The sequence below is a fragment of the Pseudomonas sp. M2 genome (assembly GCF_015751845.1).
GTDB classification, from domain to species: domain Bacteria; phylum Pseudomonadota; class Gammaproteobacteria; order Pseudomonadales; family Pseudomonadaceae; genus Aquipseudomonas; species Aquipseudomonas putida_E.
Window position 1 is genome coordinate 2,308,707 of the sequence record NZ_JADOUD010000001.1, and the last position, 22,981, is coordinate 2,331,687.

At 61.3% G+C, this 22,981-nt stretch carries 21 protein-coding genes; 8 read left to right on the forward strand and 13 right to left on the reverse strand.

Annotation, left to right across the window (positions count from 1 at the left end):
- Positions 1-53: 53 nt before the first annotated feature.
- The 5 genes from aspA to IWW33_RS10785 all read left to right on the forward strand — a co-directional run bounded on the left by aspA (position 54) and on the right by IWW33_RS10785 (position 6,266).
- Complete coding sequence (gene aspA, locus IWW33_RS10765) at positions 54-1,478, forward strand: aspartate ammonia-lyase (protein WP_042111854.1); 1,425 nt, start codon at positions 54-56, stop codon at positions 1,476-1,478.
- Between the two features lie 429 nt (positions 1,479-1,907).
- Positions 1,908-2,726: a hypothetical protein gene (locus IWW33_RS10770; RefSeq protein ID WP_174141085.1), complete on the forward strand. Its 819-nt coding sequence runs from the start codon at positions 1,908-1,910 to the stop codon at positions 2,724-2,726.
- 289 nt (positions 2,727-3,015) lie between these two features.
- Positions 3,016-4,008: an AraC family transcriptional regulator gene (locus tag IWW33_RS10775; protein ID WP_174141086.1), complete on the forward strand. Its 993-nt coding sequence runs from the start codon at positions 3,016-3,018 to the stop codon at positions 4,006-4,008.
- A gap of 111 nt (positions 4,009-4,119) precedes the next feature.
- Entirely contained in the window at positions 4,120-5,163 is a 1,044-nt protein-coding gene (locus tag IWW33_RS10780; protein ID WP_046786833.1) for a histone deacetylase family protein, read from the forward strand.
- On the forward strand, positions 5,163-6,266 hold the full coding sequence (locus tag IWW33_RS10785; RefSeq protein ID WP_115273260.1) for a polyamine ABC transporter substrate-binding protein: 1,104 nt from the start codon (positions 5,163-5,165) through the stop codon (positions 6,264-6,266). Before IWW33_RS10780 ends, IWW33_RS10785 begins: the two co-directional genes overlap by 1 nt.
- 97 nt (positions 6,267-6,363) lie before the next feature.
- On the opposite strand, the gene IWW33_RS10790 is transcribed toward IWW33_RS10785, so the two are convergent.
- The 5 genes from IWW33_RS10790 to IWW33_RS10810 are packed head-to-tail and all read right to left on the reverse strand — an operon-like array spanning position 6,364 to position 10,245.
- Entirely contained in the window at positions 6,364-6,996 is a 633-nt protein-coding gene (locus IWW33_RS10790; protein ID WP_115273259.1) for an SCO family protein, read from the reverse strand.
- On the reverse strand, positions 6,993-7,886 hold the full coding sequence (gene cyoE / locus IWW33_RS10795; protein ID WP_119688035.1) for a heme o synthase: 894 nt from the start codon (positions 7,884-7,886) through the stop codon (positions 6,993-6,995). The genes IWW33_RS10790 and cyoE overlap by 4 nt, the downstream gene beginning before the upstream one ends.
- Positions 7,871-8,944, reverse strand: a complete 1,074-nt coding sequence (locus IWW33_RS10800) for a COX15/CtaA family protein (protein ID WP_115273257.1) — start codon at positions 8,942-8,944, stop codon at positions 7,871-7,873. The genes cyoE and IWW33_RS10800 overlap by 16 nt, the downstream gene beginning before the upstream one ends.
- Positions 8,945-8,954: 10 nt before the next feature.
- Positions 8,955-9,539, reverse strand: a complete 585-nt coding sequence (locus IWW33_RS10805) for a hypothetical protein (RefSeq protein WP_046786830.1) — start codon at positions 9,537-9,539, stop codon at positions 8,955-8,957.
- Positions 9,505-10,245, reverse strand: a complete 741-nt coding sequence (locus IWW33_RS10810) for an SURF1 family protein (RefSeq protein ID WP_174141087.1) — start codon at positions 10,243-10,245, stop codon at positions 9,505-9,507. Before IWW33_RS10810 ends, IWW33_RS10805 begins: the two co-directional genes overlap by 35 nt.
- 51 nt (positions 10,246-10,296) lie before the next feature.
- Here IWW33_RS10810 and IWW33_RS10815 point away from each other — a divergent pair, with 51 nt between their 5' ends.
- Complete coding sequence (locus IWW33_RS10815) at positions 10,297-10,500, forward strand: twin transmembrane helix small protein (protein ID WP_012312078.1); 204 nt, start codon at positions 10,297-10,299, stop codon at positions 10,498-10,500.
- Between the two features lie 136 nt (positions 10,501-10,636).
- Here IWW33_RS10815 and IWW33_RS10820 read toward each other — a convergent pair whose 3' ends face one another.
- Genes IWW33_RS10820 through coxB form a run of 4 tightly spaced genes read right to left on the reverse strand, consistent with a single transcriptional unit; the run spans position 10,637 to position 14,878 of the window.
- Positions 10,637-11,524: a cytochrome c oxidase subunit 3 gene (locus tag IWW33_RS10820; protein ID WP_046786828.1), complete on the reverse strand. Its 888-nt coding sequence runs from the start codon at positions 11,522-11,524 to the stop codon at positions 10,637-10,639.
- Between the two features lie 16 nt (positions 11,525-11,540).
- Positions 11,541-12,107, reverse strand: coding sequence for a cytochrome c oxidase assembly protein (locus tag IWW33_RS10825; protein WP_046786827.1), 567 nt, complete (start codon positions 12,105-12,107; stop codon positions 11,541-11,543).
- Positions 12,108-12,117: 10 nt separating this feature from the next.
- Positions 12,118-13,707, reverse strand: a complete 1,590-nt coding sequence (gene ctaD, locus IWW33_RS10830) for a cytochrome c oxidase subunit I (RefSeq protein WP_012312075.1) — start codon at positions 13,705-13,707, stop codon at positions 12,118-12,120.
- 43 nt (positions 13,708-13,750) lie between these two features.
- Positions 13,751-14,878, reverse strand: coding sequence for a cytochrome c oxidase subunit II (gene coxB, locus IWW33_RS10835; protein ID WP_115273255.1), 1,128 nt, complete (start codon positions 14,876-14,878; stop codon positions 13,751-13,753).
- A gap of 369 nt (positions 14,879-15,247) precedes the next feature.
- On the opposite strand from coxB, the gene IWW33_RS10840 reads away from it, so the two are divergent.
- Both IWW33_RS10840 and IWW33_RS10845 read left to right on the forward strand, forming a co-directional pair.
- Positions 15,248-15,889, forward strand: coding sequence for a hypothetical protein (locus IWW33_RS10840; RefSeq protein WP_012312073.1), 642 nt, complete (start codon positions 15,248-15,250; stop codon positions 15,887-15,889).
- Positions 15,890-16,006: 117 nt separating this feature from the next.
- A complete protein-coding gene (locus tag IWW33_RS10845; protein WP_115273254.1) occupies positions 16,007-17,095 on the forward strand; it encodes a hypothetical protein in 1,089 nt (362 codons plus the stop codon).
- 2 nt (positions 17,096-17,097) lie between these two features.
- On the opposite strand, the gene IWW33_RS10850 is transcribed toward IWW33_RS10845, so the two are convergent.
- From IWW33_RS10850 to IWW33_RS10865, 4 genes are all read right to left on the reverse strand, one after another.
- Entirely contained in the window at positions 17,098-18,624 is a 1,527-nt protein-coding gene (locus tag IWW33_RS10850; protein ID WP_174141088.1) for a SulP family inorganic anion transporter, read from the reverse strand.
- Positions 18,625-18,816: 192 nt separating this feature from the next.
- Positions 18,817-19,536, reverse strand: a complete 720-nt coding sequence (locus IWW33_RS10855) for a carbonic anhydrase (protein ID WP_012312070.1) — start codon at positions 19,534-19,536, stop codon at positions 18,817-18,819.
- A gap of 271 nt (positions 19,537-19,807) precedes the next feature.
- The gene (locus tag IWW33_RS10860; protein WP_174141089.1) at positions 19,808-20,866 is read right to left on the reverse strand and encodes a PA0069 family radical SAM protein; all 1,059 of its coding nucleotides are present in this window, start codon (positions 20,864-20,866) and stop codon (positions 19,808-19,810) included.
- A gap of 65 nt (positions 20,867-20,931) precedes the next feature.
- Positions 20,932-22,926, reverse strand: coding sequence for a M3 family metallopeptidase (locus IWW33_RS10865; RefSeq protein WP_174141090.1), 1,995 nt, complete (start codon positions 22,924-22,926; stop codon positions 20,932-20,934).
- Between the last annotated feature and the right edge of the window lie 55 nt (positions 22,927-22,981).

Sequence of the window (22,981 nt, forward strand, 5' to 3'; positions counted from 1 at the left end):
AGGATTGGCGCCATTCCGGCATGTGCCGGGTCAAAATCGAGATGATATCCATCATGTCCTCCGCTGCATCGTTCCGCGTCGAAAAAGATCTGCTTGGTACCCTTGAAGTCCCTGCCGATGCCTACTACGGCATCCAGACTCTGCGCGCTGCCAACAACTTCCATCTCTCCGGTGTTCCGCTGTCGCACTACCCGAAGCTGGTCGTGGCACTTGCCATGGTCAAGCAGGCCGCTGCCGACGCCAACCGCGAGCTGGGGCACCTGAGCGATGCCAAGCACGCCGCCATCAGCGAGGCCTGCGCCCGCCTGATCCGCGGTGACTTCCACGACCAGTTCGTTGTGGACATGATTCAAGGTGGCGCTGGTACTTCCACCAACATGAACGCCAACGAAGTCATCGCCAACGTCGCACTGGAGGCCATGGGCCACCAGAAGGGTGAGTACCAGTACCTGCACCCGAACAACGACGTGAACATGGCGCAGTCGACCAACGACGCTTACCCGACCGCCATCCGTCTGGGCCTGCTGCTGGGCCACGACGCGCTGCTGGCCAGCCTCGACAGCCTGATCCAGGCCTTCGCTGCCAAAGGTAAAGAGTTCGACCACGTACTGAAGATGGGCCGCACCCAACTGCAGGACGCCGTGCCGATGACCCTGGGCCAGGAATTCCGCGCCTTCGCCACCACCATGACCGAAGACCTGCAGCGCCTGCGCTCGCTGGCCCCGGAACTGCTGACCGAAATCAACCTGGGCGGTACCGCCATCGGCACCGGCATCAACGCCGACCCTGGCTACCAGGCCCTGGCCGTACAGCGCCTGGCGACCATCAGCGGCCAGCCGCTGGTACCGGCTGCCGACCTGATCGAAGCCACCTCCGACATGGGCGCCTTCGTGCTGTTCTCCGGCATGCTCAAGCGTACTGCGGTCAAGCTGTCGAAGATCTGCAACGACCTGCGCCTGCTGTCCAGCGGCCCACGCACCGGCATCAACGAGATCAACCTGCCAGCGCGCCAGCCAGGCAGCTCGATCATGCCAGGCAAGGTCAACCCGGTCATCCCGGAAGCCGTCAACCAGGTTGCCTTCGCCATCATGGGCAACGACCTGGCCCTGACCGTCGCCGCCGAAGGTGGCCAGCTGCAGCTGAACGTGATGGAGCCGCTGATCGCCTACAAGATCTTCGACTCGATCCGCCTGCTCCAGCGTGCCATGGACATGCTGCGCGAGCACTGCATCGTCGGCATCACTGCCAACGAACAGCGCTGCCGTGAACTGGTCGAGCACTCGATCGGCCTGGTCACCGCCCTGAACCCCTACATCGGCTACGAAAACGCCACCCGTATCGCCCGCGTAGCCCTGGAAACCGGCCGTGGTGTGCTGGAACTGGTGCGCGAAGAACAGCTGCTGGACGAAGTGATGCTCAACGACATCCTGCGCCCGGAAAACATGATCGCTCCACGTCTGGTTCCGCTGAAGGCGTAACCCGGCTGCTGCAAACAGTCTCACCAGGTTTGAGGGACTAGACACCTCTCGACCTTTCAAGGGCCCGAGCGCACGCTCCGGGCCCTTTTTTTGTTCTTCACGCAATCCGGGAAAGACGCAAACAAGGACGCCGGATTGATGGGTGATATTCGTGCGAGCAAACCAAAGCCCCACCACCGCTTGGGATTGTGAAGCGATGACTGCGCCTGCCTAAGACAAGCGGAACAGCAGGTTCTTTCTCTTGGGGGTGAGAAATCTCTTTCCGGAAGCCCACCACCTTTTATATCTGAATGTCGTTTCGAATAAGAGCCTCAAATTAGCTTAGCGCCACTGCCCTTGTTTACCTGTCAAAACTATCATTTTTACCAGTTGCCGCAGCCATTGAGTGAAATTAGCATTCGGACTACCAACTCCTCAAAGAGACGTGTCATGAAAAACTATAAAATCACTCGCATCGTAAAGGCTCCTCGGACAGGCTTTGAAACTCATCCTTATGTTATTGAAGACCCCGCCAGTCCGCACTCCCCTGAACATCGCCTGGGCGACTATAGTTTAGGCAATGCTTCCAGCTACGAGGGGCTACTCGATAAAAACTTCATTTATGATCCCTCTGATACCACCCTGCTGATGGGCACCTGGAATAGCGGGGAAGCAAAAAGGCAAGGTGATACCTTCGTTCTGCCAGTCCTCGCCCATAAGCTTTTTCCTGGATCCGTAGTCGAATTAGGAGAAAAAATCAGAAAACTACGCATGGTGGTGATCGTGAAAAGCAACACCATCCCTGCAAATATTTATGACAGCAGTTACATGCTTTTGCCACTAGAGTTCTATATAAACCAGGCTGACACCATCAATGAAGTTTTAGCGCCAGTTATCAAATCATTGAGAGGGCAGGACGTTTTCCTGGAGCGGATAGCCAAGCCAAAATGGGATACGATTGATAGTCAAGCTGCAAAAATGAAAGCGGCAAAAGAAGAAAACGACCGTATTATGTGGATGCGGGGAAGTTCCATGCCAGACCACGGGATACCCTGGCCCATCAAGAACGCGGATCAAGGTCGCTCGCTGAATAGGTCAAAAACCTACGATGAAAACTCGATAGCAGATGATGAAGTTGTTGTTTGCACCCTCTACCGCAGCGGAAACGGAATGACGAGTTATGGAGGCGCCGGTAAATTCGACACAGCAAATTTCTGGACAGATACGTTGGCGGATATGTTGGCCGTCGTCATTTCGAGTGCCGTCTAAGCGCCAAGATGATTATCGTTGCTTTCCAGGTGAACCCGATCGCCGGCAAACCAAAGCGGATGACGCTTGGCCAGGCAATGCCGGGACGTCGCGCCAATGTAACCAAGCCTTTCTGGCTGCATCCTTAAGCCCCTCGGCGGGAGCCAAGTGCGTAGCGCAGTCACACTGGGCTCCTGGCCGGTGGCTTTAATGATCGCCACGGGCATTGTACCTTCCGCGAGTCAACGCCGATTGCGATAACGGCATGCAAATTGCTCATCTATTCATACCTGTCCCGGGAATAGCGAGCATGCTGCACAGCCACCTGACCACCCTCAACGCGGTTTCGCTGATCCTCAACCTGTTTCAGGAACAGGGGTGCGAGGCAACGGCGCTGCTGGCTGGCAGCGGTATAGGCCCGGCAGACCTTGGCCATGCCGATGCCCGCATCACCACCCAGCAAGAGCTGCAGGTATGCGCCAACGCCGTGGCACGGCGTGAAGACATTGGCCTGGAGCTGGGCAGACGCATGCATGTGTCGTGCTACGGCATGCTGGGTTACGCCCTGCTCTCCAGTGCCACTTTGGGTGACGCCTTGCGCCTTGCTTTGCAGTATCCGGCACTGCTGGGAACAGTCTTTCGCTTACGCCTGATAGACGATGGCCAGCGCATCTGGCTTAGCGCCGATGAATACCGCGACCTCCCGGCGCTGGCCGCTTTCAATGCCGAGTTCTGCCTGGTCTCGCTCAAAGTCATCTGTGACGACCTGCTGGGCCGCCCGCTGCCGCTGCTCGGCGCGCGTTTCGAACATGCTCGGCCCGACTATCACGCCCGCTATACCGATGCTTTCCCGTGCCCGCTCGGGTTCGACGCGCCGGACAACGCTTTTGCTTTGGAGCGGCGCTGGCTGGACGCCCCACTGCCCCTGGCCGACCCGATCACCCACAAAGCCATGAGCGAGCGCTGCCGGCGCCTGAACCTTGAATTCACCGGGCGCCAGGCCTGGCTGGGGCGGATACGCCAATTACTGCTGCAGCAACTGGACGCTGCCCCCGGCCTGGAAGGCTTGGCGCGGCAGATGAACTGCTCGTCTCGTACCTTGCGCCGGCACTTACAGGCGCTGGGCAGCAGTTATCAACAGCTGCTCGATGAGCTGCGATTCGAGCGAGCCAAGCAGCTGCTGGCCGAGGGGCAGATGCCGATCTACCGAATTGCCGAGCGCTTGGGGTTCAGTGAGACGGCAAGCTTCCGGCATGCCTTCCAGCGTTGGAGCGGTGTGGCGCCCAGCCATTTCCGAGGTTGATCAAGGCCGGCGAGCTTGGCCACATCGATCCCCTTTTGGCCGTTTGCGTCGTTCTCCCGCGCCCGGCAGCCCGTGAAAATGGGCCAACGCCAGTACTACCGGAGAACAACAATGCTGACGATCTATTCCGATGACCACCGCCTGCACCACGGCCGCTGCGAGCTGATCGACGGCAAGCTGATGCCCTGCTTCGAAATGCCTTCGCGTGCTGACCATGTGCTCGAGCAGGTGAAAAAGCGCAACCTCGGTGATGTCCAGGCCCCGACCGATTTTGGCCGTGCACCACTGCAGCGCATCCACAGCGCAGACTATCTCGACTTCTTCGAAGGTGCCTGGGCACGTTGGGCGGCGCTGGGTCAGGAGGGCGACTTGTTGCCCTTCACCTGGCCGGCACGCACCTTGCGCCAAGTCAAACCCACCGGCCTGCATGGCGAGTTGGGCTACTACAGTTTCGATGCCGGCGCGCCCATCACCGCAGGCACCTGGCAGGCCGCCTACAGCGCAGCACAGGTTGCCCTCACCGCCCAAGCTGCAATCGAGCAAGGCGCCCATGCGGCCTTCGCCCTGTGCCGCCCACCAGGGCATCACGCCGCCGCCGAGGTCATGGGAGGTTACTGCTACCTGAACAACGCCGCGATTGCTGCCCAGGCCTTCCTCGACCAAGGCAGGGCCAAGGTGGCTATCCTTGACGTCGATTACCACCATGGCAATGGCACCCAGGACATCTTCTACCAGCGCGATGACGTGTTCTTCGCCTCGATCCACGGCGACCCGCAAGACGAGTTCCCGTTCTTCCTGGGCTACGCGGACGAAACCGGCGCAGGCGCGGGCGAAGGCTGCAACATCAATTACCCGCTGCCTGCCGGCAGCGACTGGGCAGCCTGGAGCGCCGCGCTGGAAGACGCCTGCCGGCGCATCGCCGATTACGATGCCGACGTTTTGGTCATCTCTCTGGGCGTGGACACCTTCAAGGATGACCCTATCTCCCAGTTCAAGCTGGACAGCCCGGACTATCTGGAGATGGGCAAACGCATCGCCCAGCTCGGCAAGCCGACCTTGTTCGTGATGGAAGGCGGCTACGCAGTGGAAGAAATCGGTATCAACGCGGTCAATGTGCTGGAAGGCTTCCAGCTCGCCCAGCCAGGAGCCCGATAATGGCCCGACTCAAGCGCCTGCTCGCCCCACTCATAGCTGCCACCCTGTTCACCGGCGCCGTCCAGGCACAAGCCGAACAGCGCACCTTGCGCGTCTACAACTGGTTCGATTACATCACCCCGCAAACCTTGACCGGCTTCCAGAAGGACAGCGGCGTCAAGCTGGTCTACGACATCTTCGACACCAACGAAGCCCTGGAAGCGAAGCTGCTAACAGGCAACTCCGGCTACGACGTGGTAGTACCGTCCAACGTCTTTCTCGCCAAGCAGATCGAGGCGGGGGTGTTCCAGCCACTGGACCGCAGCAAGCTGCCGAACTGGCAACACCTGGACCCGGCACTGATGAAGCTCATCGAGGCCAACGACCCAGGCAACAAGTTCGCCGTGCCCTACATGTACGGCACGGTGCTGATCGGCTTCAACCCGGACAAGGTCAAGGCGGTACTGGGCGACAAGGCCCCCGTGGACAGCTGGGACCTGCTCTTCAAGGAAGAGAACATCGCCAAGCTCAAGCAGTGCGGCGTAGCGCTGCTCGACTCGCCATCAGAGATCCTGCCGCTGGCGTTGCAATACCTGGGGCTGGACCCCAACAGCAGCAAGCCGGATGACTACAAGCAAGCCGAGGCTCTGCTGCAGAAGATCCGCCCCTACATCACCTACTTCCACTCTTCCAAGTACATGGCGGATATCGCCAACGGTGACATCTGCGTTGCCGTTGGTTATTCCGGCAGCTTCTCCCAGGCAGCAAACCGCGCCCGGGATGCGAAAAACGGTGTGGTGGTGGACATGCGTTTGCCCAAGGAGGGCGCGCCGATCTGGTTCGACATGCTGGCGATTCCGAAGGGCGCTGCCAACCCGGAGGATGCGCATACGTTCATCAACTACCTGCTGCGCCCAGAGGTGATTGCGCCGATCAGCGACTTTGTCGGGTACCCGAACCCGAACAAGGATGCGACGGACCAGGTCAGCCCAGCGATCCGCAACAACCCCAACCTGTATCCAACGGCGGAGGCGATGGCCAAGCTGTATACGCTCAAGCCTTTGACGCGTGAGGCAGAGCGGGCGAGGACGCGGGCCTGGACCAGGATCAAGTCCGGGACTTGATACCGTCTTGCAACAGGACCGCGCGCTCCTGCAGAAGAGCGCGGTTCCTTGTTGAGCGGCCTTGTGTCGCGATGGCCTGCAAAGCAGGCCAGCAATCTCAATCCCGCTTCACAAGGCCCGGCAACTGCGCCACCAGCTTCTGGTTGTTGAACGGCGCGCGTATGAACCCACGCTGACGTCCATCCGGCCCGACAATCGCCAGGTTACCGCTGTGATCCACGGTATATCCGGGCTTGCTGGTATCCGCCGGAATGAACGGAATGCTCAAGGCATTGGCCAGCTTCTGGGTATCCTCGATCGACCCCACCACCCCGACGAAATCCTTGTCGAAATAACCCAGGTACTGCTTGAGCTGGTTCGGCGTGTCGCGGTTCGGATCGACACTCACCAGTACCACCTGCAGCCGGTCGACCGCTTCCTTGGGCAGCTCGCTCTTCACCTGGCGCAACTGGGCCAGGGTGGTGGGGCAGATATCCGGGCAATAGGTATAGCCAAAGAACAGCAGCGACCACTTGCCCTTGAGATCGTCGAGCTGCACCGGCTGGCCGTCCTGGTTGGTCATGGTCACGTCGGCAACTGTGCGGCTCTGCGGCAAGAGGATGATGCCGGCATCGATCAGCTCGGTGGGGTTTGGCTGGTCACTGCCATTTAGCACCTTGTTGACGGTCAGGCCCATGATCAACGCGACCAGGGCAACGAGGATGAAGACGGTTTTCTGGGTTCGGGTCATAGGTTCAGCAACAGATAGTGGTCAACAAGCAACGCAATGAACAGCGCGAACAGGTAGCCGATAGAGTACTTGAAGGTGCCGATCGCCGCGTGCGGCCGGCTGCCACGGTACAACACCCAGGCCCATTGCAGGAAGCGCAGGCCAAGGGCGAGGGCGCAGGCCAGGTACAACGGGCCGCTCATGTGGATGGCGTAGGGCAGCAGGGTCACCGCCAGCAGTATCAGGGTATAGAGCAGGATGTGCAGCTTGGTGTAGCGCTCGCCGTGGGTTACCGGCAGCATCGGGATATCGGCCTTGGCATACTCCTCCTTGCGGTGAATGGCCAGGGCCCAGAAGTGCGGCGGCGTCCAGGCGAAGATGATCAGCACCAGCAACAAGGGCTCGGCACTGACTTGGCCACTTACTGCCACCCAGCCAAGCAGCGGCGGGGCCGCGCCTGCAAGGCCACCGATAACGATGTTCTGCGGCGTCGCACGCTTGAGAAAGCCGGTGTAGAGCACCGCATAGCCGAGCAGGGAGGCAAGCGTCAGCCAGGCGGCAAGGGCGTTGGTGAACATCAGTAACAGGGCCATGCCCAGCAGCGCCAGGGCGAGGGCGAACAGCAGCGCCGGCAGTGGCGCGACCCGCCCTTGGGCCAGCGGCCGCTTGTGGGTGCGGGCCATCAGCGCATCGATGCGCCGGTCCAGCACATGGTTGACCGCCGCAGCGCCCCCGGCGCACAGGGCAATCCCCAGGTTGCCGAACAACAGCACGCTCCAAGGTACCCCGGCACGGGTCGCCAGGAACATGCCCACCAGCGAGGTGATCAGCATCAGCACCACCACCTTGGGCTTGGTCAGCTCCAGATAGTCGCGCCAGCCTGCACGCTGCGCAGTTAGAAGCGTCGCCACGAGTCGTTCCTCAAGTGATGGGCCGCGCCCACGCCTGTCACCGGCGTCAGGCGCCAGCCCTGGCCCACGCGCACCTTGTCGACGACGCGGATACGGTAGTTGACCAGCACCATGCTCAGCAGCAACAGGGCGCCGCCTGCGTTATGCGCCACAGCCACCGCCAGAGGCAGGTGCAGCAGCACATTGCTGATGCCCAGGCCTACCTGCAGCGCCAGCACCAGCAGTACCAGGCGCCCCAACCCAGGCAAGCCACAGCGGTGCAGCTTCCAGCTGAGCATCAGCAGCACACCAGTGACCAGCAGCGCGCCCAGGCGGTGGCTGATGTGGATGGCCGTGCGCGCATCGCTGTCCAGTTGCCCGCCCAGGTAGTTGGGGCCGACGTGCTGGGTCAGGTGGAAACCGTTGCTGAAGTCCGCTGCCGGCCACCACTGGCCATGGCAGGTCGGCAAGTCTGTGCAGGCAACGGCCGCATAGTTGGAACTGACCCAGCCGCCCAAGGCAATCTGGCCGATCACCACCAGCAGCGCCAAGGCAGCAATCCGCCGCAAGCTCAGCGGTAATTTAGGCAACGGTGCAAAGGCCCGTGACAGGCGCAGCGCCAGCAGGAACAACAAGGCCAGGGTAGTGAAGCCACCCAGCAGGTGTGCGGTGACGACCTGCGGCCACAGCTTGAGGGTCACTGTCCACATGCCGAATGCCGCCTGGGCCAGTACAACGCCTAGCAACAGCACCGGCAGGCGGTAGGGCTGGCCGTCGCGCGAATGCCGGCGCACGGCCTGGAAGGCGAGCAAGGCAATCACCAAGGCGAGCGTGCCGGCAAAGTAACGATGGACCATCTCGGCCCAGCCCTTGGCGACCTCCACCGGGTGCTCGGGGAAGTGCAGCTCGGCATGGGCCAGCTGCGCGTCGGTTTTCGGCACGCTGATGAAGCCATAGCAGCCAGGCCAGTCGGGGCAGCCCAGGCCAGCATGGGTCAGACGGGTATAGGCACCGAGCAGTACGACCAGCAGCGCCAGCAGGGTGGCGAACACAGCGAGGCGGAATCCGGGTCTGGCCATGGCAGGGCTCCTAGCCGATGTTGGACAGCTTGAGCAGGTGGCGCAGGTCATCCAGTACATGCTTGCCGCTGACCTTGCCGTCATAGCGCAGCACCAGGTTGCCGTGCGGGTCGACGATCCACAGCTGCGGCGCGGGGTCTCCTACCTTCTGAAGGTAGCGCTGTGTATCGAGTGGATAACGCTGCAGCTGTGGGTACTCGCGCCCCAGCAAGGCCTGGTAGCCGGCACTCAACGGTTGGGCAGCGGCCAGGGCATGGCTGGCACGGCTGGCGTCCCGGCCAAGGCCAATCTGGATCTGCCGCGCCAGGTAAACCAGGCGCTGGCAGTCTTCGGCACAGCTTTCTGGGGCGCTGACCAGCAGTTGCCAACGTGCGTCTTCGCCAGCGATGCCGATATCGCTGCGGCTCTGGCCATTGCCGATCATCGTCCCGTGATAGCTTCGGCCTTCCGGCACCCAGAACTTGAGCTTGTACATGCTGGTGGCCAGGATCATCGGGCCGAGCACCACCAGCAGAATCAGGATCAGCTGCAAACGCCCGCGGGCCCTGGGTTTGCGACGTTCAGGCAGGTCCAGTGGAGTGGTGGTGGCGGCCATGGCGGTTCTCCTTTTTGTTGTGCCAGCCAAAGTAGAGGTAGAGCAGCACCAGTGCGGTGGCCAGGGCGAACCATTGCACCGCATAACCCAGGTGTTTTTCCGGGCCCATGGCGACCACCGGCCAGTCCAGGCGGTAAGCCGCCGGGCCGGGCTGCAGGCGCAATTCATGGGCGAACCCTTCGCGCCGAAGCTGTTGCCACAGTTGTGTGGGGTTCACGACCGTCAGCAGGTGCGGCCATTGGCCGCCAACGGGGTCGGGGTGCAATTGAAAGGTGCTGCCGGGCGCTACGTATACCGAGGCATCCAGGGCCAGAGCCTGCGCAGGGGTGTCGAAGGGCACCGGTACGCGGCGGTCGGGCCAGGGCAGCCACCCGCGGTTGACCAACAGCCACAAGCCGCTGGGCTGGTCGAGAAAGGGCTGCAGCAACTCGACGCCTGCCTGGCCGTCGCGCATGCGATTGTCCAGCAGCACGCTGTGCTCGGCATCGAAGCGGCCGTAGAGGTGCACACGGCGGAAGGCGGTATCGTTGCTCAACTGCAACTGGGCCGCGGAAAGCGGCGCGTCGACGCTGCGCTCGGCATGGTTGGCCAGCAATGCGCGCTTTTCGTCGGCTCGGCCCAATTGCCAGCAGCCAAGGGCAATCAACCCCGGCAGCAGCGCAAGCACTACCAGGGTGGGTACCCAGCCCGGGCGAAACGGCCTCACGGGCGCCTCGCTATACTTATCCACATCACCGCATCCCCCCGGAGAAACGCCATGCTCAAGGCCGCGATTGTCATGATGCTGTTGGCCACCATTGCCAGCCTGTTCAGCGGCCTGGTGTTTCTGGTCAAGGACGATGAGAACTCGACCCGCCTGCTCAAGGCACTGACCGTGCGTGTCACCTTGGCCTGCCTGACCATCGCCTTGGTTGCTTATGGCCTCATCAGTGGCCAGTTGGTCTCCCACGCTCCTTTTTAAGCTTCTCTGCGCCACTTGTGTCGCGAAAGGGGTGCAGAGCAGCCCCGGCACTTTATGCGTTTGAGCCGACATCCAGGGTCCGCGCTGCGGCCCTTTCGCGACACAAGGCCGCTCCTACAAGGGCTTGCGTCGCCCTTCACAGCACATATACAAAGATGAACAAACCGACCCACACCACATCGACGAAGTGCCAATACCAGCTTGCCGCCTCGAAGCCGAAGTGTTTGTCCGGGTTGAAGTGCCCACGCAGGATGCGCACGAACATGACGATCAAAATGATCGTGCCCAAGGTAACGTGGGCACCGTGGAAGCCTGTGAGCATGAAGAAGGTTGCGCCGTAGATCCCCGAGCCCAGCGTCAGGCCCAACTTGGTGTAGGCCTCGAAGTATTCGTAGGCCTGCAGCGCGATGAAGCTCAACCCCAGCAGGATGGTGATTGCCATCCACAGCTTCAGCGCCCCACGGTGGTCACGTCGCAGTGCATGGTGGGCGATGGTGATGGTCACGCTCGAACTGACCAGCAAAATGGTGTTGATCAAAGGCAGGTGCCAAGGGTCGATGACGTCCTTGGCCGGCGGGAACAGCTTGGGGTCCGGGGTATTGAGCAGGGGCCAGGTGAATTCGAAACTGGGCCACAGCATGTGTGCGACCCCCTTGTCGCCTTCACCACCGAGCCATGGCCCGGCCAGTACCCGCACGTAGAACAACGCGCCAAAGAAGGCCAGGAAGAACATCACCTCGGAGAAGATGAACCAGCTCATGCCCCAGCGGAACGAGCGGTCCAGCTGCGCGCTATACAGCCCGGCGTGGCTTTCCTTAACCACCGCCCCGAACCAGCCGAACAGCATGTAGGCCAGCAGCAGCGCACCGACGAAGAAAATCAGCGGCCCATGGGAGTCGGGGTGGCCAGCCTTGAGGTCGTTGAACCACGTGCCAAGGCCGTACACCGTGACGAACATGCCGATGGTGGCAATGATCGGCCACTTGCTCTGCGCAGGGACGTAGTAGTGGTCATGACTTGCCATTGCTGTTCTCCTTCCCTTAACGGGCGCCCTGAACGTCCTGGGGCGCGACATGCGCGACCGGCGGGTGACGAGCGGTGATGTCGAACAAGGTGTAGGCCAGTGTCAGGTGCTTCACGCTGGCCGGCAGGTCCCGGTCGACGATGAAGCGCACAGGCATCTCGATACGTTCGCCGGGCTGCAGCACCTGCTGGGTAAAGCAGAAGCACTCGGTCTTGTGGAAATACGCCGCGGCCTCGGCCGGTGTGATGCTGGGTACGGCCTGGGCGCTCATCGGCCGGTCAGTGGTGTTGTGAGCCACGAAGATCATCTGGTTGACGGCCCCCGGGTTGACCGCGAGCTGGTCGGCAGTGGCGTAGAAGTCCCAGACCATGTCACCGGCATTGGTCGACATGAACTGCACCCGCACCGAACGCGTCGGATCGCTGACCTGGCTACCCTCATACTGCCCGCCAGTCTTGCCATTGATGCCGAAGGCCCTGCACATGACGTCGTAGATCGGCACCAGGGCAAAGCCGAAGGCGAACATCACCACCGTCAGCATCAGCAGGCGCAGCACCAGACGTTTGAGCGGTTGGCCGGTCATGGGCGGTTACCTATTTCACATCCGGTGGCGTCTGGAAGGTGTGATACGGCGCCGGCGAAGGGACCGACCACTCAAGGCCCTCTGCACCATCCCAGGGTTTGGCCGGGGCCGGCGCGCCGCCGCGAATGCACTTGATGACGATGAACAGGAAGAAGATCTGCGTGGCACCAAACATGAACGCACCGACCGATGACACCATGTTGAAGTCGGCGAACTGCAGGTTGTAGTCAGGAATGCGCCGCGGCATGCCGGCCAAGCCAACGAAGTGCATGGGGAAGAAGGCCAGGTTCATGCCGATGAACGACAGCCAGAAATGCAGCTTGCCGAGGGTTTCGTCGTACATGTGGCCGGTCCACTTCGGCAGCCAGTAATAGGCCGAGGCGAAGATGCCGAAGATCGCCCCAGGCACCAGCACGTAATGGAAGTGCGCCACCACGAAGTAGGTGTCGTGGTACTGGAAGTCTGCCGGCGCGATGGCCAGCATCAGCCCGGAGAACCCACCGATGGTGAACAATATGACGAAGGCGATGGCGAACAGCATCGGCGTCTCGAAGGTCAGCGAGCCTTCCCACATGGTGCTGACCCAGTTGAACACCTTCACCCCGGTGGGCACGGCAATGAGCATGGTCGCGTACATGAAGAACAACTCACCCACCACCGGGATGCCGACCACGAACATGTGGTGCGCCCAGACGATGAACGACAGGAATGCGATCGCACCCGTGGCATAGACCATCGAGGTGTAGCCGAACAGCGGCTTGCGCGAGAACGCCGGGATGATCGAGCTGACCGCGCCGAAGGCCGGCAAGATCATGATGTACACCTCTGGGTGGCCGAAGAACCAGAACACATGCTGGAACAGCACCGGGTCACCGCCACCGGCGGCGCTGAAGAAGCTGGTGCCAAAGTGGATATCCATCAGCATCATGGTCACCACACCGGCCAGCACCGGCATCACCGCGATCAGCAGGAAGGCCGTGATCAGCCAGGTCCAGACGAACAGCGGCATTTTCATCAGGGTCATGCCCGGTGCGCGCAGGTTGAGAATGGTGGCGATGACGTTGATGGCCCCCATGATCGAACTGATACCCATCAAGTGGATGGCAAAGATGAAGAAGGTCACGCTGGCGGGGGCATAGGTGGTCGATAGCGGGGCGTAGAAGGTCCAGCCAAAGTTCGGCCCGCCACCAGGGCTGAACAGGGTCGATACCAGCATCAGAAACGCTGCCGGCAGCAGCCAGAAACTGAAGTTGTTCATCCGCGGGAGGGCCATGTCCGGCGCGCCGATCATCAGCGGGATCATCCAGTTGGCCAAGCCGACGAAGGCCGGCATCACTGCGCCGAACACCATGATCAGGCCGTGCATGGTGGTCATCTGGTTGAAAAATGCCGGCTCGACGATCTGCAGCCCGGGCTGGAACAGTTCGGCGCGTATCACCATGGCGAACGAGCCGCCAAGAAGGAACATGATGAAGCTGAACCACAGGTACATCGTGCCGATGTCCTTGTGGTTGGTGGTCAGCACCCAGCGCATCAAGCCCTTTGCCGGGCCGTGGGCATGCTCATGGCCGTGGGCGTGGTCGTCGATCACTGCACTCATGTCCTGTCTCCTGCAGCCCACTGACTGCCGCGAGTAACCCGGTTCATTGCGCTTGTGCCTGCTTGAGCGCCAGCACGTCCTTCGGTGTGACCATGTCGCCTTTGTCATTGCCCCAGGCGTTGCGCTCGTAGGTGACCACGGCGGCGATATCGACTTCAGACAGTTGCTTGCCGAAGGCCGCCATGGAGGTACCGGGCTTGCCGTGGAAGACGATGTTCAAGTGGGCATCTATGGGGCCGGTGGCGATCTTCGAGCCCTTGAGAGCCGGGAACATCGGCGGCAGGCCCTGGCCTTCTGCCTGGTGACAGGCCACGCAGGTGGTGTGGTAAACCTTGTCGCCGCGCGCGACCAACTCTTCAAGGGTCCATTCCTTGCTGGTCAGCTCCTTGAGTTTGGCCGCCTCGGCCTTGCGCTCGCCGAGCCAGGTGTCGTAGTCGGCCTTGGACTTGACCTCCACCACCACCGGCATGAAACCGTGGTCCTTGCCACACAGTTCGGTGCATTGGCCGCGATAGATGCCGGGCTTCTCGACGCGCGTCCAGGCTTCATTGACAAAGCCTGGGATGGCGTCACGCTTGACCGCGAAAGCCGGTACCCACCAGGAATGGATCACGTCGGCGGCCGTCACCAGAAAGCGCACTTTCGCCCCTACCGGCAGCACCAGCGGCTGGTCGACCTCAAGCAGGTAGTGCTCATCCTTGGGCGCCTTGTTCTGGATCTGGTCGGCAGGGGTGGCCAGGTTGCTGAAAAACTCCACGTCCTGGCCCAGGTATTTGTAGTGCCATTTCCACTGGTAGCCCGTAACCTGGATATCAATGTCCGATTCGCTGGCGTCGTAGATATCGATCAGGGTCTTGGTGGCGGGGATGGCCATGGCCACCAGGATGAGCAAGGGGACCACGGTCCACAGGATTTCCACCCAGGTGTGCTCGTGAAAATGCGCAGCTTGCTGGCCGGTGGAACGGCGGTGGATGACCATGGACCAGAACATCGCGCCGAACACCACGACGCCGATGATCACGCAGATCCAGAAGATGGTCATGTGCAGGTCGAACACGGCGTTGGAGACTTCCGTCGCCCCCGGCGCCATGTTCACGGTCCAGGCGGCGTTGGCCTGACCTAAAACCAACCACAACAGGAGGCCCATCCAGACTGGTGGATGTCGCATCATTGCGGGTTCCCCTTCTAATTCTTGTTGTCCCGGAGGCGTGGCCTGCGGCAAGAGGGAACGGCGGTCAAGACTGCCTGGCTTCGACGACCGAGCCCCTGCGAAAAGCAGTCGGGCCTCATCAGCGAATCACGTTCAACCCGAGTATAGACAGCGACCAATGGCACGCAACGACGCAGGTGAAATGATCTTCATGAAATCGCGAAATCGCCTGCAAGGCCTGCTCTAGACGCTAAGTGGCATAATGGTGGCATCTGCATATACCCAACAGCGCACACGTTTGCGCGATTTATAACAAATGCGTCTTAGGTATTCTGTATACCGAGCTAATTTAGTGTCTTCCGTTTGAAACGTATTGTCCCTGGAGTTGTCATGAACATCGCTGCTGTACGCGAGCAAATAAGCCAAGCCCACGATCACGAACGCCATACCGGCCAACTGAAAGAGCGTCTCGAGCTGCAACTGCCCCATCTGCACCCCTCGATCCAACTGCCTGAGCAGGACGCCCAGGGTACTTTGGCGCGCTTCGTCAGCGCCTATATCGACCAGGTGCCGGAGTTGCTGGAGGCTGCCCACGCGGTGGCGCTCGAGGCCGGTATCGAGTCGCAGATCAAACCTGTACTGAAGATCGCCGAAGCCTATTTCCTGCAGCCGCCGAGCGTGATGCAAGGGCACGTGGGCCTGGACTGCCTGCTGGATGAAGCCTACCTGGCGCACCGTCTGGTGGAGGAGGTGAACGACCTTTATATCCGCCACTTCCAGCAACCACTGATCCCATTCGATACCACCATGGCCAACTTGATTGCCCATCAACTGATCGGAGAGACCTTCGCCAACCAGCTCGATGAGGTGGTGCACCATTCGGTGGATGAAATGCTCAACGAGGAAAGCTTTGCTACCGAATCCGTAGAAGCCTACCGGGAAACCTTGAGCAGCCCGAAGACTGGCGAGGCCTGGAAACGCTGGCCATGCCTGTCGCGCCAGCTGGGTGTCGAACTGGGCCAGCCGGCCTGAGCGCTGCCAGCAGCCCCATGGGAACAGGCTCCAACTGATCGGCTGTACCGCGCACGGATAGATTCTTCCCGCCCCCCCTATCGGGTAGGCATTGACCTAACAAGGCGAGGAAGAACCATGAGCATCAAATGGAACAGGCTCTACACGGACCTGTTACGCGGCAGCCGCTCCACCCTTTGGGGCAACTGGGCCCTCAACCCGGTCATCAAACCCGGTGCAGTGGGCATCATCGACCCGGCTTCCGGCGATTTCACCCTGGTCAACGAAGCGTTGCCCACCGTGCAGATTTCCAATGTTCAGCAAGGGCGCCGCTGGGCCATCAGCTCCAAGGATGTATCCCGCAGGGAGACCAAGGCCAATGTTTCAGGGACGGTGATCGACCCTGCCACCGGCGCTCAGGTCAAGCCAGACCTGACGCTAGAGTGGAACTTCGGTAAAGAGGAGTCGATCGCTTCGGAGTTTGCCCTTCATGGTGAGCAACGTCTGAGTGACCTGGCCTTGATCCACGACCAGTACGATTGGCTATATGCACAGGCCGAGAAAGTCGGCATGGCCAGCAATGGCAGGATTGCAGAAGGTTTTGGCGTGGTAACGAGCGTCATTCTGGCCAGTAGCGGCGTGAATGCCGGGGCCAAGAGCAAGAATGCCAAATTCGCCCTTTCGGGTTCAGCCAGCGGCCTGAACACCTTGCTGGGCGAAGACGGTATTTCAGGCAAAGGTGGGGCAACGTTCATTTCCATCCGCGATACCGCTTCGGTGGAATCGCACACGCTGCCTGCGCAAGATGGCCAGGTTGCGACCATCCCGCTGCCTGTGGCCTACAGCTTTGCCTCTTTTGGCCCCGACAGAATGATCATTCCGATCTGGGTGCGCAAAGTTGGCAGCTTGCAACTGCATGTCGACAGCAAGGCCACTTCCGCCACCACCTACATCACCAAGGTATCGATTGCCTATGATCTGCCAGGTGAACGCCGCACCACGGTTGGCCCGATGACCATTTCCGGCGGCCTGTCGCATAACTTCACCATTCCGCTCGGCGCCAGGAATCTCGACTTCAGCGCCGAATTCGTCAACCTGGGCGCCAATCAAACGTTGAAGCGGCACTGGGCGACGCCCCTCAGCCAGTGGGTTGGCGGCAGCCGGACCATCAACCTGTACGGTACCTGGCCCGGCTCGCCCTCCATGCGTGTCGTCGAGGAAGACTGACCTCAACACTCTGCCGCAGTGCGCAAGCCCCCTTCGATACGCCGCTTGAGCCCACGCGGCTCTATGAGCAGGCGTGATCCGGCGCTGCGCTGTGTACGCCCCCAATCTTCCAGTAACTCAAGTACCGAGTGGTCGATGTAACTGAGGTTGGCCAGAGGTACGTGCAGCTGAGTGCCAGGGGGCACCGTTTCCAGCACCTGGGTCAGTGCCGGCACCTTGAGAAAGGTGGCGGCGCCGGTGAGCCGCAGCTCCATGTGCCCCGGCCGGTCCAGGCTGAGCAGGTTGATCTTCAGGCGGGCCGCTTTGAGTGCCAGCTTCAGCAGCGTCAGGGCAAAGCCCAGCAGTACACCGGTCAGCAGGTCCGTGAAGATGATCGCCAGCGCGGTAGCTGCATAGGTGAACATGGGCATGCGACCGTAGCGGCCAAGCCCACGAAAGGCCTTGAAGTCCACCAACTTGATACCGGTGTAAACCAGCACGCCCGCCAGGCTTGCCACCGGGATCTGCTGCAGCACACTGCTCAAGACCACCACGAAAGCCAACAGCCACAAGCCGTGGAGGATCGCCGATGCACGGGTTTGCGCGCCTGCCTGCACATTGGCCGAACTGCGGACGATCACTCCGGTCATCGGCAGCGCGCCCAATACACCGCATAGCATGTTGCCGATACCCTGCGCGGAAAGTTCACGGTCGAAGTCCGAGCGCTGGCCGCTGTGCATGCGGTCCACCGCCGCGGCAGACAACAGCGTTTCGGCACTGGCGATGAAAGCCAGGGCGAAGGCGGCCACCAGCAAGGTCGGATCAGCCAGTTGCAGCAAATCTTCGGGGCGCAGCCAGTCGATGGCCTCGGTCAAGTCTGCCGGCACTTGCACGCGATTGACGGGCAGTGCCAGCCACAAGCTGACCAACGTCATGCCCGCCACACCGAGCAAGGCCCCAGGTACGAACCGCAGCCGCTGTGGCCGCAAGCGTTCCCAACCCCACATCACGGCGATGGTCCCCACACCGAGCAGGCCGGCCTGCCAGCCACTGCCGGCACTTTCAAAGGGCAGGGCGCTAGCCACTGTAGCGGGGAACCCGATCAGGTTCTGCAAGCCCGAAGGTTGCGGCGCGGTGTCGAACATCACATGCACCTGTGACAGCACGATCAGCACACCGATACCTGCCAGCATGCCGTACACCACCGCCGGGGCGGTGACGCGGAACCAGCAGCCCAGGCGCAAACGCCCGGCCAGCAATTGCAACACCCCCGCCAGCAGCAGGATCGGCCCGAGCATGGCAACGCCGTGTTGGCGCACCAGTTCGAACACCAGCACGGCCAAGCCCGCGGCAGGGCCACTGACCTGCAGTGGCGAACCGGCCAGAAAGCCCACCACGATACCGCCGATGATGCCGGTTATCAGGCCTTTGGCAGGAGGCATGCCCGAAGCGATCGCAATGCCCATGCACAAGGGCAGGGCCACCAGGAAGACCACAACCGACGCCAGCAACTCTCGCGGCAAGGCCGCTTTCAACTGTGTAATGTTCACCGTGTTTCTCCTTTCTCTGTCACATGGCCTTTCCTCTGGCCATGGGCACGTTTGGCCCCTGACAAACGCGCAGGCGCGGGCCGCCAGCGAGCATGCCGGCAGGGCAGTCAGGGAATTCAAGGCAGCCGAAGGCCGCGCCACACCCCTGCGGGGTGCAGCCGGCTATCAAGGTTCTAGCGGTGGATGGGTCGCTTAGTAGCGGCCTCTCGGAGTCGCGCAGGGCACCGGCTCACCGGCGGCCAGGGGCATGAAGCTGTCGCTGGCGGCATCGTAGGCTTCGATCCGGCTGGTCTCGATGTCATAGACCCAACCATGGATGTACAGCTCGCCAGCCGCAAGGCGCGACGCCACCGACGGGTGGGTGCGCAGGTGGTGCAACTGGGCAATGACGTTTTCGCGGGTCAGCACCTGCATGGTTTCATGCTCGCTGCCGCAGGAGCAGTTGTTCTCGACCACGGTGCGTGCCACTTCGGCATGACGCAGCCAGGCGGAAACGGTCGGCATCTTGGCCAGCGATTGCGGGTTGAGTACCGCACGCATCGCGCCGCAGTCGGAGTGGCCACAGATGATGATGTGGTGCACGCCCAGCGCCGACACGGCGTACTCGATGGCGCTGGAAACGCCGCCGTTCATCTGGCCATACGGCGGTACCACGTTGCCAACGTTACGGGTCACGAACAGGTCGCCTGGCGAGCTCTGGGTGATCAGCTCGGGGACGATGCGCGAGTCGGCACAGGTGATGAACATGGCGCGCGGCGTTTGCGCGGTGGCGAGCTTCTTGAACAGCTCTTGCTGCTCGGGGAAGACGTCATGGTGGAAACGCAGGAAGCCGTCGACGATGTGCTTGAGGGCGGCATCGGCGCTCTCCGCGGGGGCCTGCGGAACGACCTTGGATGGGTCCTTGACGGGCATGATTCATCCTCTTGACGGTGAGTTGGTAAATCCATTTTACCGGTGAAAGATTCTGGCTATGCGAGGAATTAGATGACACGCACAGGCCATAGATCACAGTCTTCGTGGACTGGTTTCCTACGCTAGCGGGGAAAACTTAACTGAAACTTAATTCGGAGGCTCTAGAACGGGTGTTCCAGATAGATAAGGCGGGAATTGAATAATAGCAAAAACACATCAAATGCCAAGAGCCCTGAATAAGATTATGTGCTTGGATTAGTTGCATTGAGGGTCAAAACAATGCCATTTGCCCACCGGGGGGACAGAACGCCGAACAATCCAGCATTTGCCCCTCCCGTCCCTCCATGCCCAGCTTGCGCATGGCCTTGGCAAAGCGTTGCGCCAGCAGCTCTGCGAAAATACCCTCACCACGCATGCGCGCACCGAAGCGGCTGTCATACAGCTCGCCACCCCGGCTCTGGCGAATCAGGCTCAACACATGGCTGGCGCGCTGCGGGTAATGGTCCTGCAGCCACTGCTCGAACAGCGGTGCCACTTCCAGCGGCAGGCGCAACATCATGTAGGCTGCGTTCTGCGCGCCAGCCTCCTTGGCGGCGTCCAAAAGGTGCTCCAGTTCGCTGTCGTTGATCATGGGAATCATCGGCGAACACAACACGCCCACCGGCACACCCGCCTCGCGCAGCACCCGGATTGCCCGCAACCTGGCCTTGGGCGAGGCCGCACGCGGCTCGAGCACCCGCTTGAGGCCGTCGTCCAGCGTGGTCAGGCTGATCATCACCCGCACCAACCGCTGGCTGGTCATTTCGGCCAGCAAATCCAGGTCACGCAATACCAGCGAACCTTTGGTGACGATGGTCACCGGGTGGCGAAAACGCAACAACACTTCCAGCAAGCGCCGGGTCAATAGGTGCTCACGTTCGATCGGCTGGTAGGGGTCTGTGTTGGCACCCAGGTTGATGGGGGCGCACACATAGCCCGGCTTGCTGAGTTGCTCGGCAAGCACCTCGGCGGCATTGGTCTTGGCGATCAGTTTGGTTTCGAAATCCAGCCCTGGGGACAAGTCCCAATAGGCGTGCGAGGGGCGGGCATAGCAGTAGATGCAACCATGCTCGCAGCCTCGGTAGGGATTGATGGAGCGATCGAAGGGCAGGTCGGGTGAGGTGTTGCGGCTGATGATCGTCTTGGCCGTTTCAACCCGCACCTCGGTGCCTTGGGTCAATGGAACCTCCTGATGCCAGCCGTCATCCTCAGCCACCGAATGGCTCGGGGCGAAGCGGTTGTGTGGATTATGCGCCGTCCCACGGCCTTTCTGTGGTGCTGGAGGATTCATCGCCAAGCCCTATGCTGTATATATGAACAGTATAGGGGCAAGGCTCATCTTGCCAGCACCTCCGGTCAGGCCAGCCCGTGCCAACTCAGGTAGGGGGCATGGCTTGGGGCGCGCCCAAGGAAGGCTTCAAGGCCCTCGCGCAGTGGCCGCGAAGCGCCGGGCTCGAACAATGCCTGCGCAAGCGCCTGGCCCGTTGCGCGGTCAAGCAAACCGTTCGTTTCAAAACGGGTAAACAGGTCAAACGCGTGCACATCGGCCCACAGGTAAGCGTAATAGCCAGCATCGTATCCGCTGACCAGATGGTCGAAGGCATGCGCGGGGTGCTCGAAATCTGCCAATGGCCAATAGCCGCATCGCTCCCGGGCATCGTCGAGCCGCTGCTCGAGCGTTCTGCCGTCATACGGCGTGCCGTGCAGGTCCAGGTCGAACAGCGCCAGGCTCAGGTCGCGGCCAATTTCCTCGATCCCCTGCTGCTTGAACTGTTTCAGGTACGCTGCAGCGCCAGCCGTGCTCAGTCTACTGCCAGACTGGTCCGGCACGGCGATGCTGGCCAGGTAGCCTGCATCCCACACCCAGCGCTCCACCAACTTGCCGAACAGTTCCATGCCATCGGTGCCCAGCTCCGAAACATTGGACATGACATTGTTGCTGGTGCGGACCAGCAAGTGATGCAAGGCATGGCCAAACTCGTGATAAAGCTTGCGCAATGCCAGGTGGTCCAAAAGCGGCTCACTCTCGCCCAACGCTGCGGGGATGTCACTGTTCACCACCACCACCGCTGCATGGTAGATACCCTCGGCATCAATACGCCGGTTGCGCACGTACGTGGTGAACACGGCGTCAGCCTGTTTCCCGGCGTGTTGCACGGCGTCCAGATAGAACAGGCCGATAGGCGCTTGGTCTTGCCAGACTTCGAAGGTCTGCACGCTGGCATCCCAGGCAGGCATTCGGGCTGGACGCAGCTCAAGCCCAAACAGCTGCTGCGCCAGCCGGGCCAGTGCAGTGACCACGGCACTCAAGGGGAAGTGCTCGCGAAACACCTCACTCGGTTGCGCATGCGCCGGCAATGCCTGCAGGTGAATGACATCCCAAGGCTGCACGCGCGTGAGGCCCTGCACGAGCGCCTTCTGCCCAACGCCCTCACGCCATCGTTGCAGGGCGGGTCGTACGCTGGCTGCGAGGGTTTGCAGAAAACCCCGAACAGCGCTGACCGAGCCGGCACTTTTGGTACTCAGGCTCAGCTCGAGGTGGCTGGCAAAGCCGAGCAGGCGGGCTTTGTCATCCAGCAGTTCGGCCAAACGCTGCAAACGCGTACCGTTGTCCTCCTGCAGGTCATTATCGACCCCACGGGTGTGGAAGGCGCGGTAGAGCTTTTCGCGCAGGGGGCGGTGCTTCGCTTGCCGAAGCACCGCCTCGGTTGGGGCGCTTTCACAGGCAACCAGCCAACCTTGCAAACCAGCCTCGCTGGCCCGGGCGGCCAGCTCATCTCGCAACCGTTGCGAAAGACCAATCAGTTCGCCCTCGTCCTCGATCAGCAACCCCGGCCGGTCGATATCGCGCACAAAGGCCTCCCGCAACGTACCGATCTGCGCTTGCAGCTCGGCGAGGCGGGCTTTGTCGTGTTCGTCCAACGCTGCGCCACTGGTTGCAAACCTGTCGAGATGCCAGCGCAAGGTAGCGCGCTTCATCGCGGCCAGGTTGATGCCGATGTCACTGCGCGCCAACCGTTCATACAAGGCATGCAGCCTGCTGTCGGTATCTTTCTGCTCGAAACGCGCAACTGTTCTGCCATAGAACCCCAGAATGGATTCGGCCCAGTCCTGGTCCCGGCCCACGAGCGGGATGACGGTATACAACGTGCCCGACAACTGCGCGTCCAGCTCATCCACGGCGAGCACCAGGTCGTCCCAGGTGGGCTGTGCCTGCTGTCGTTCGATGATGCGCGCGATACCTTGCTCATGCGCCGAAAGCACATGGTCGAAAGCAGCGGCCATGTTTTGCAGGGTTATCGAAGGGAAATCAATAGGGGCGTTGCTGCTTTGCAGGAGGGGATTGTTCATGGTGCATCGCCTTGCTCAGGTTCATGAGCGGGCGAGCATGCCTGCCTGGCGGAGC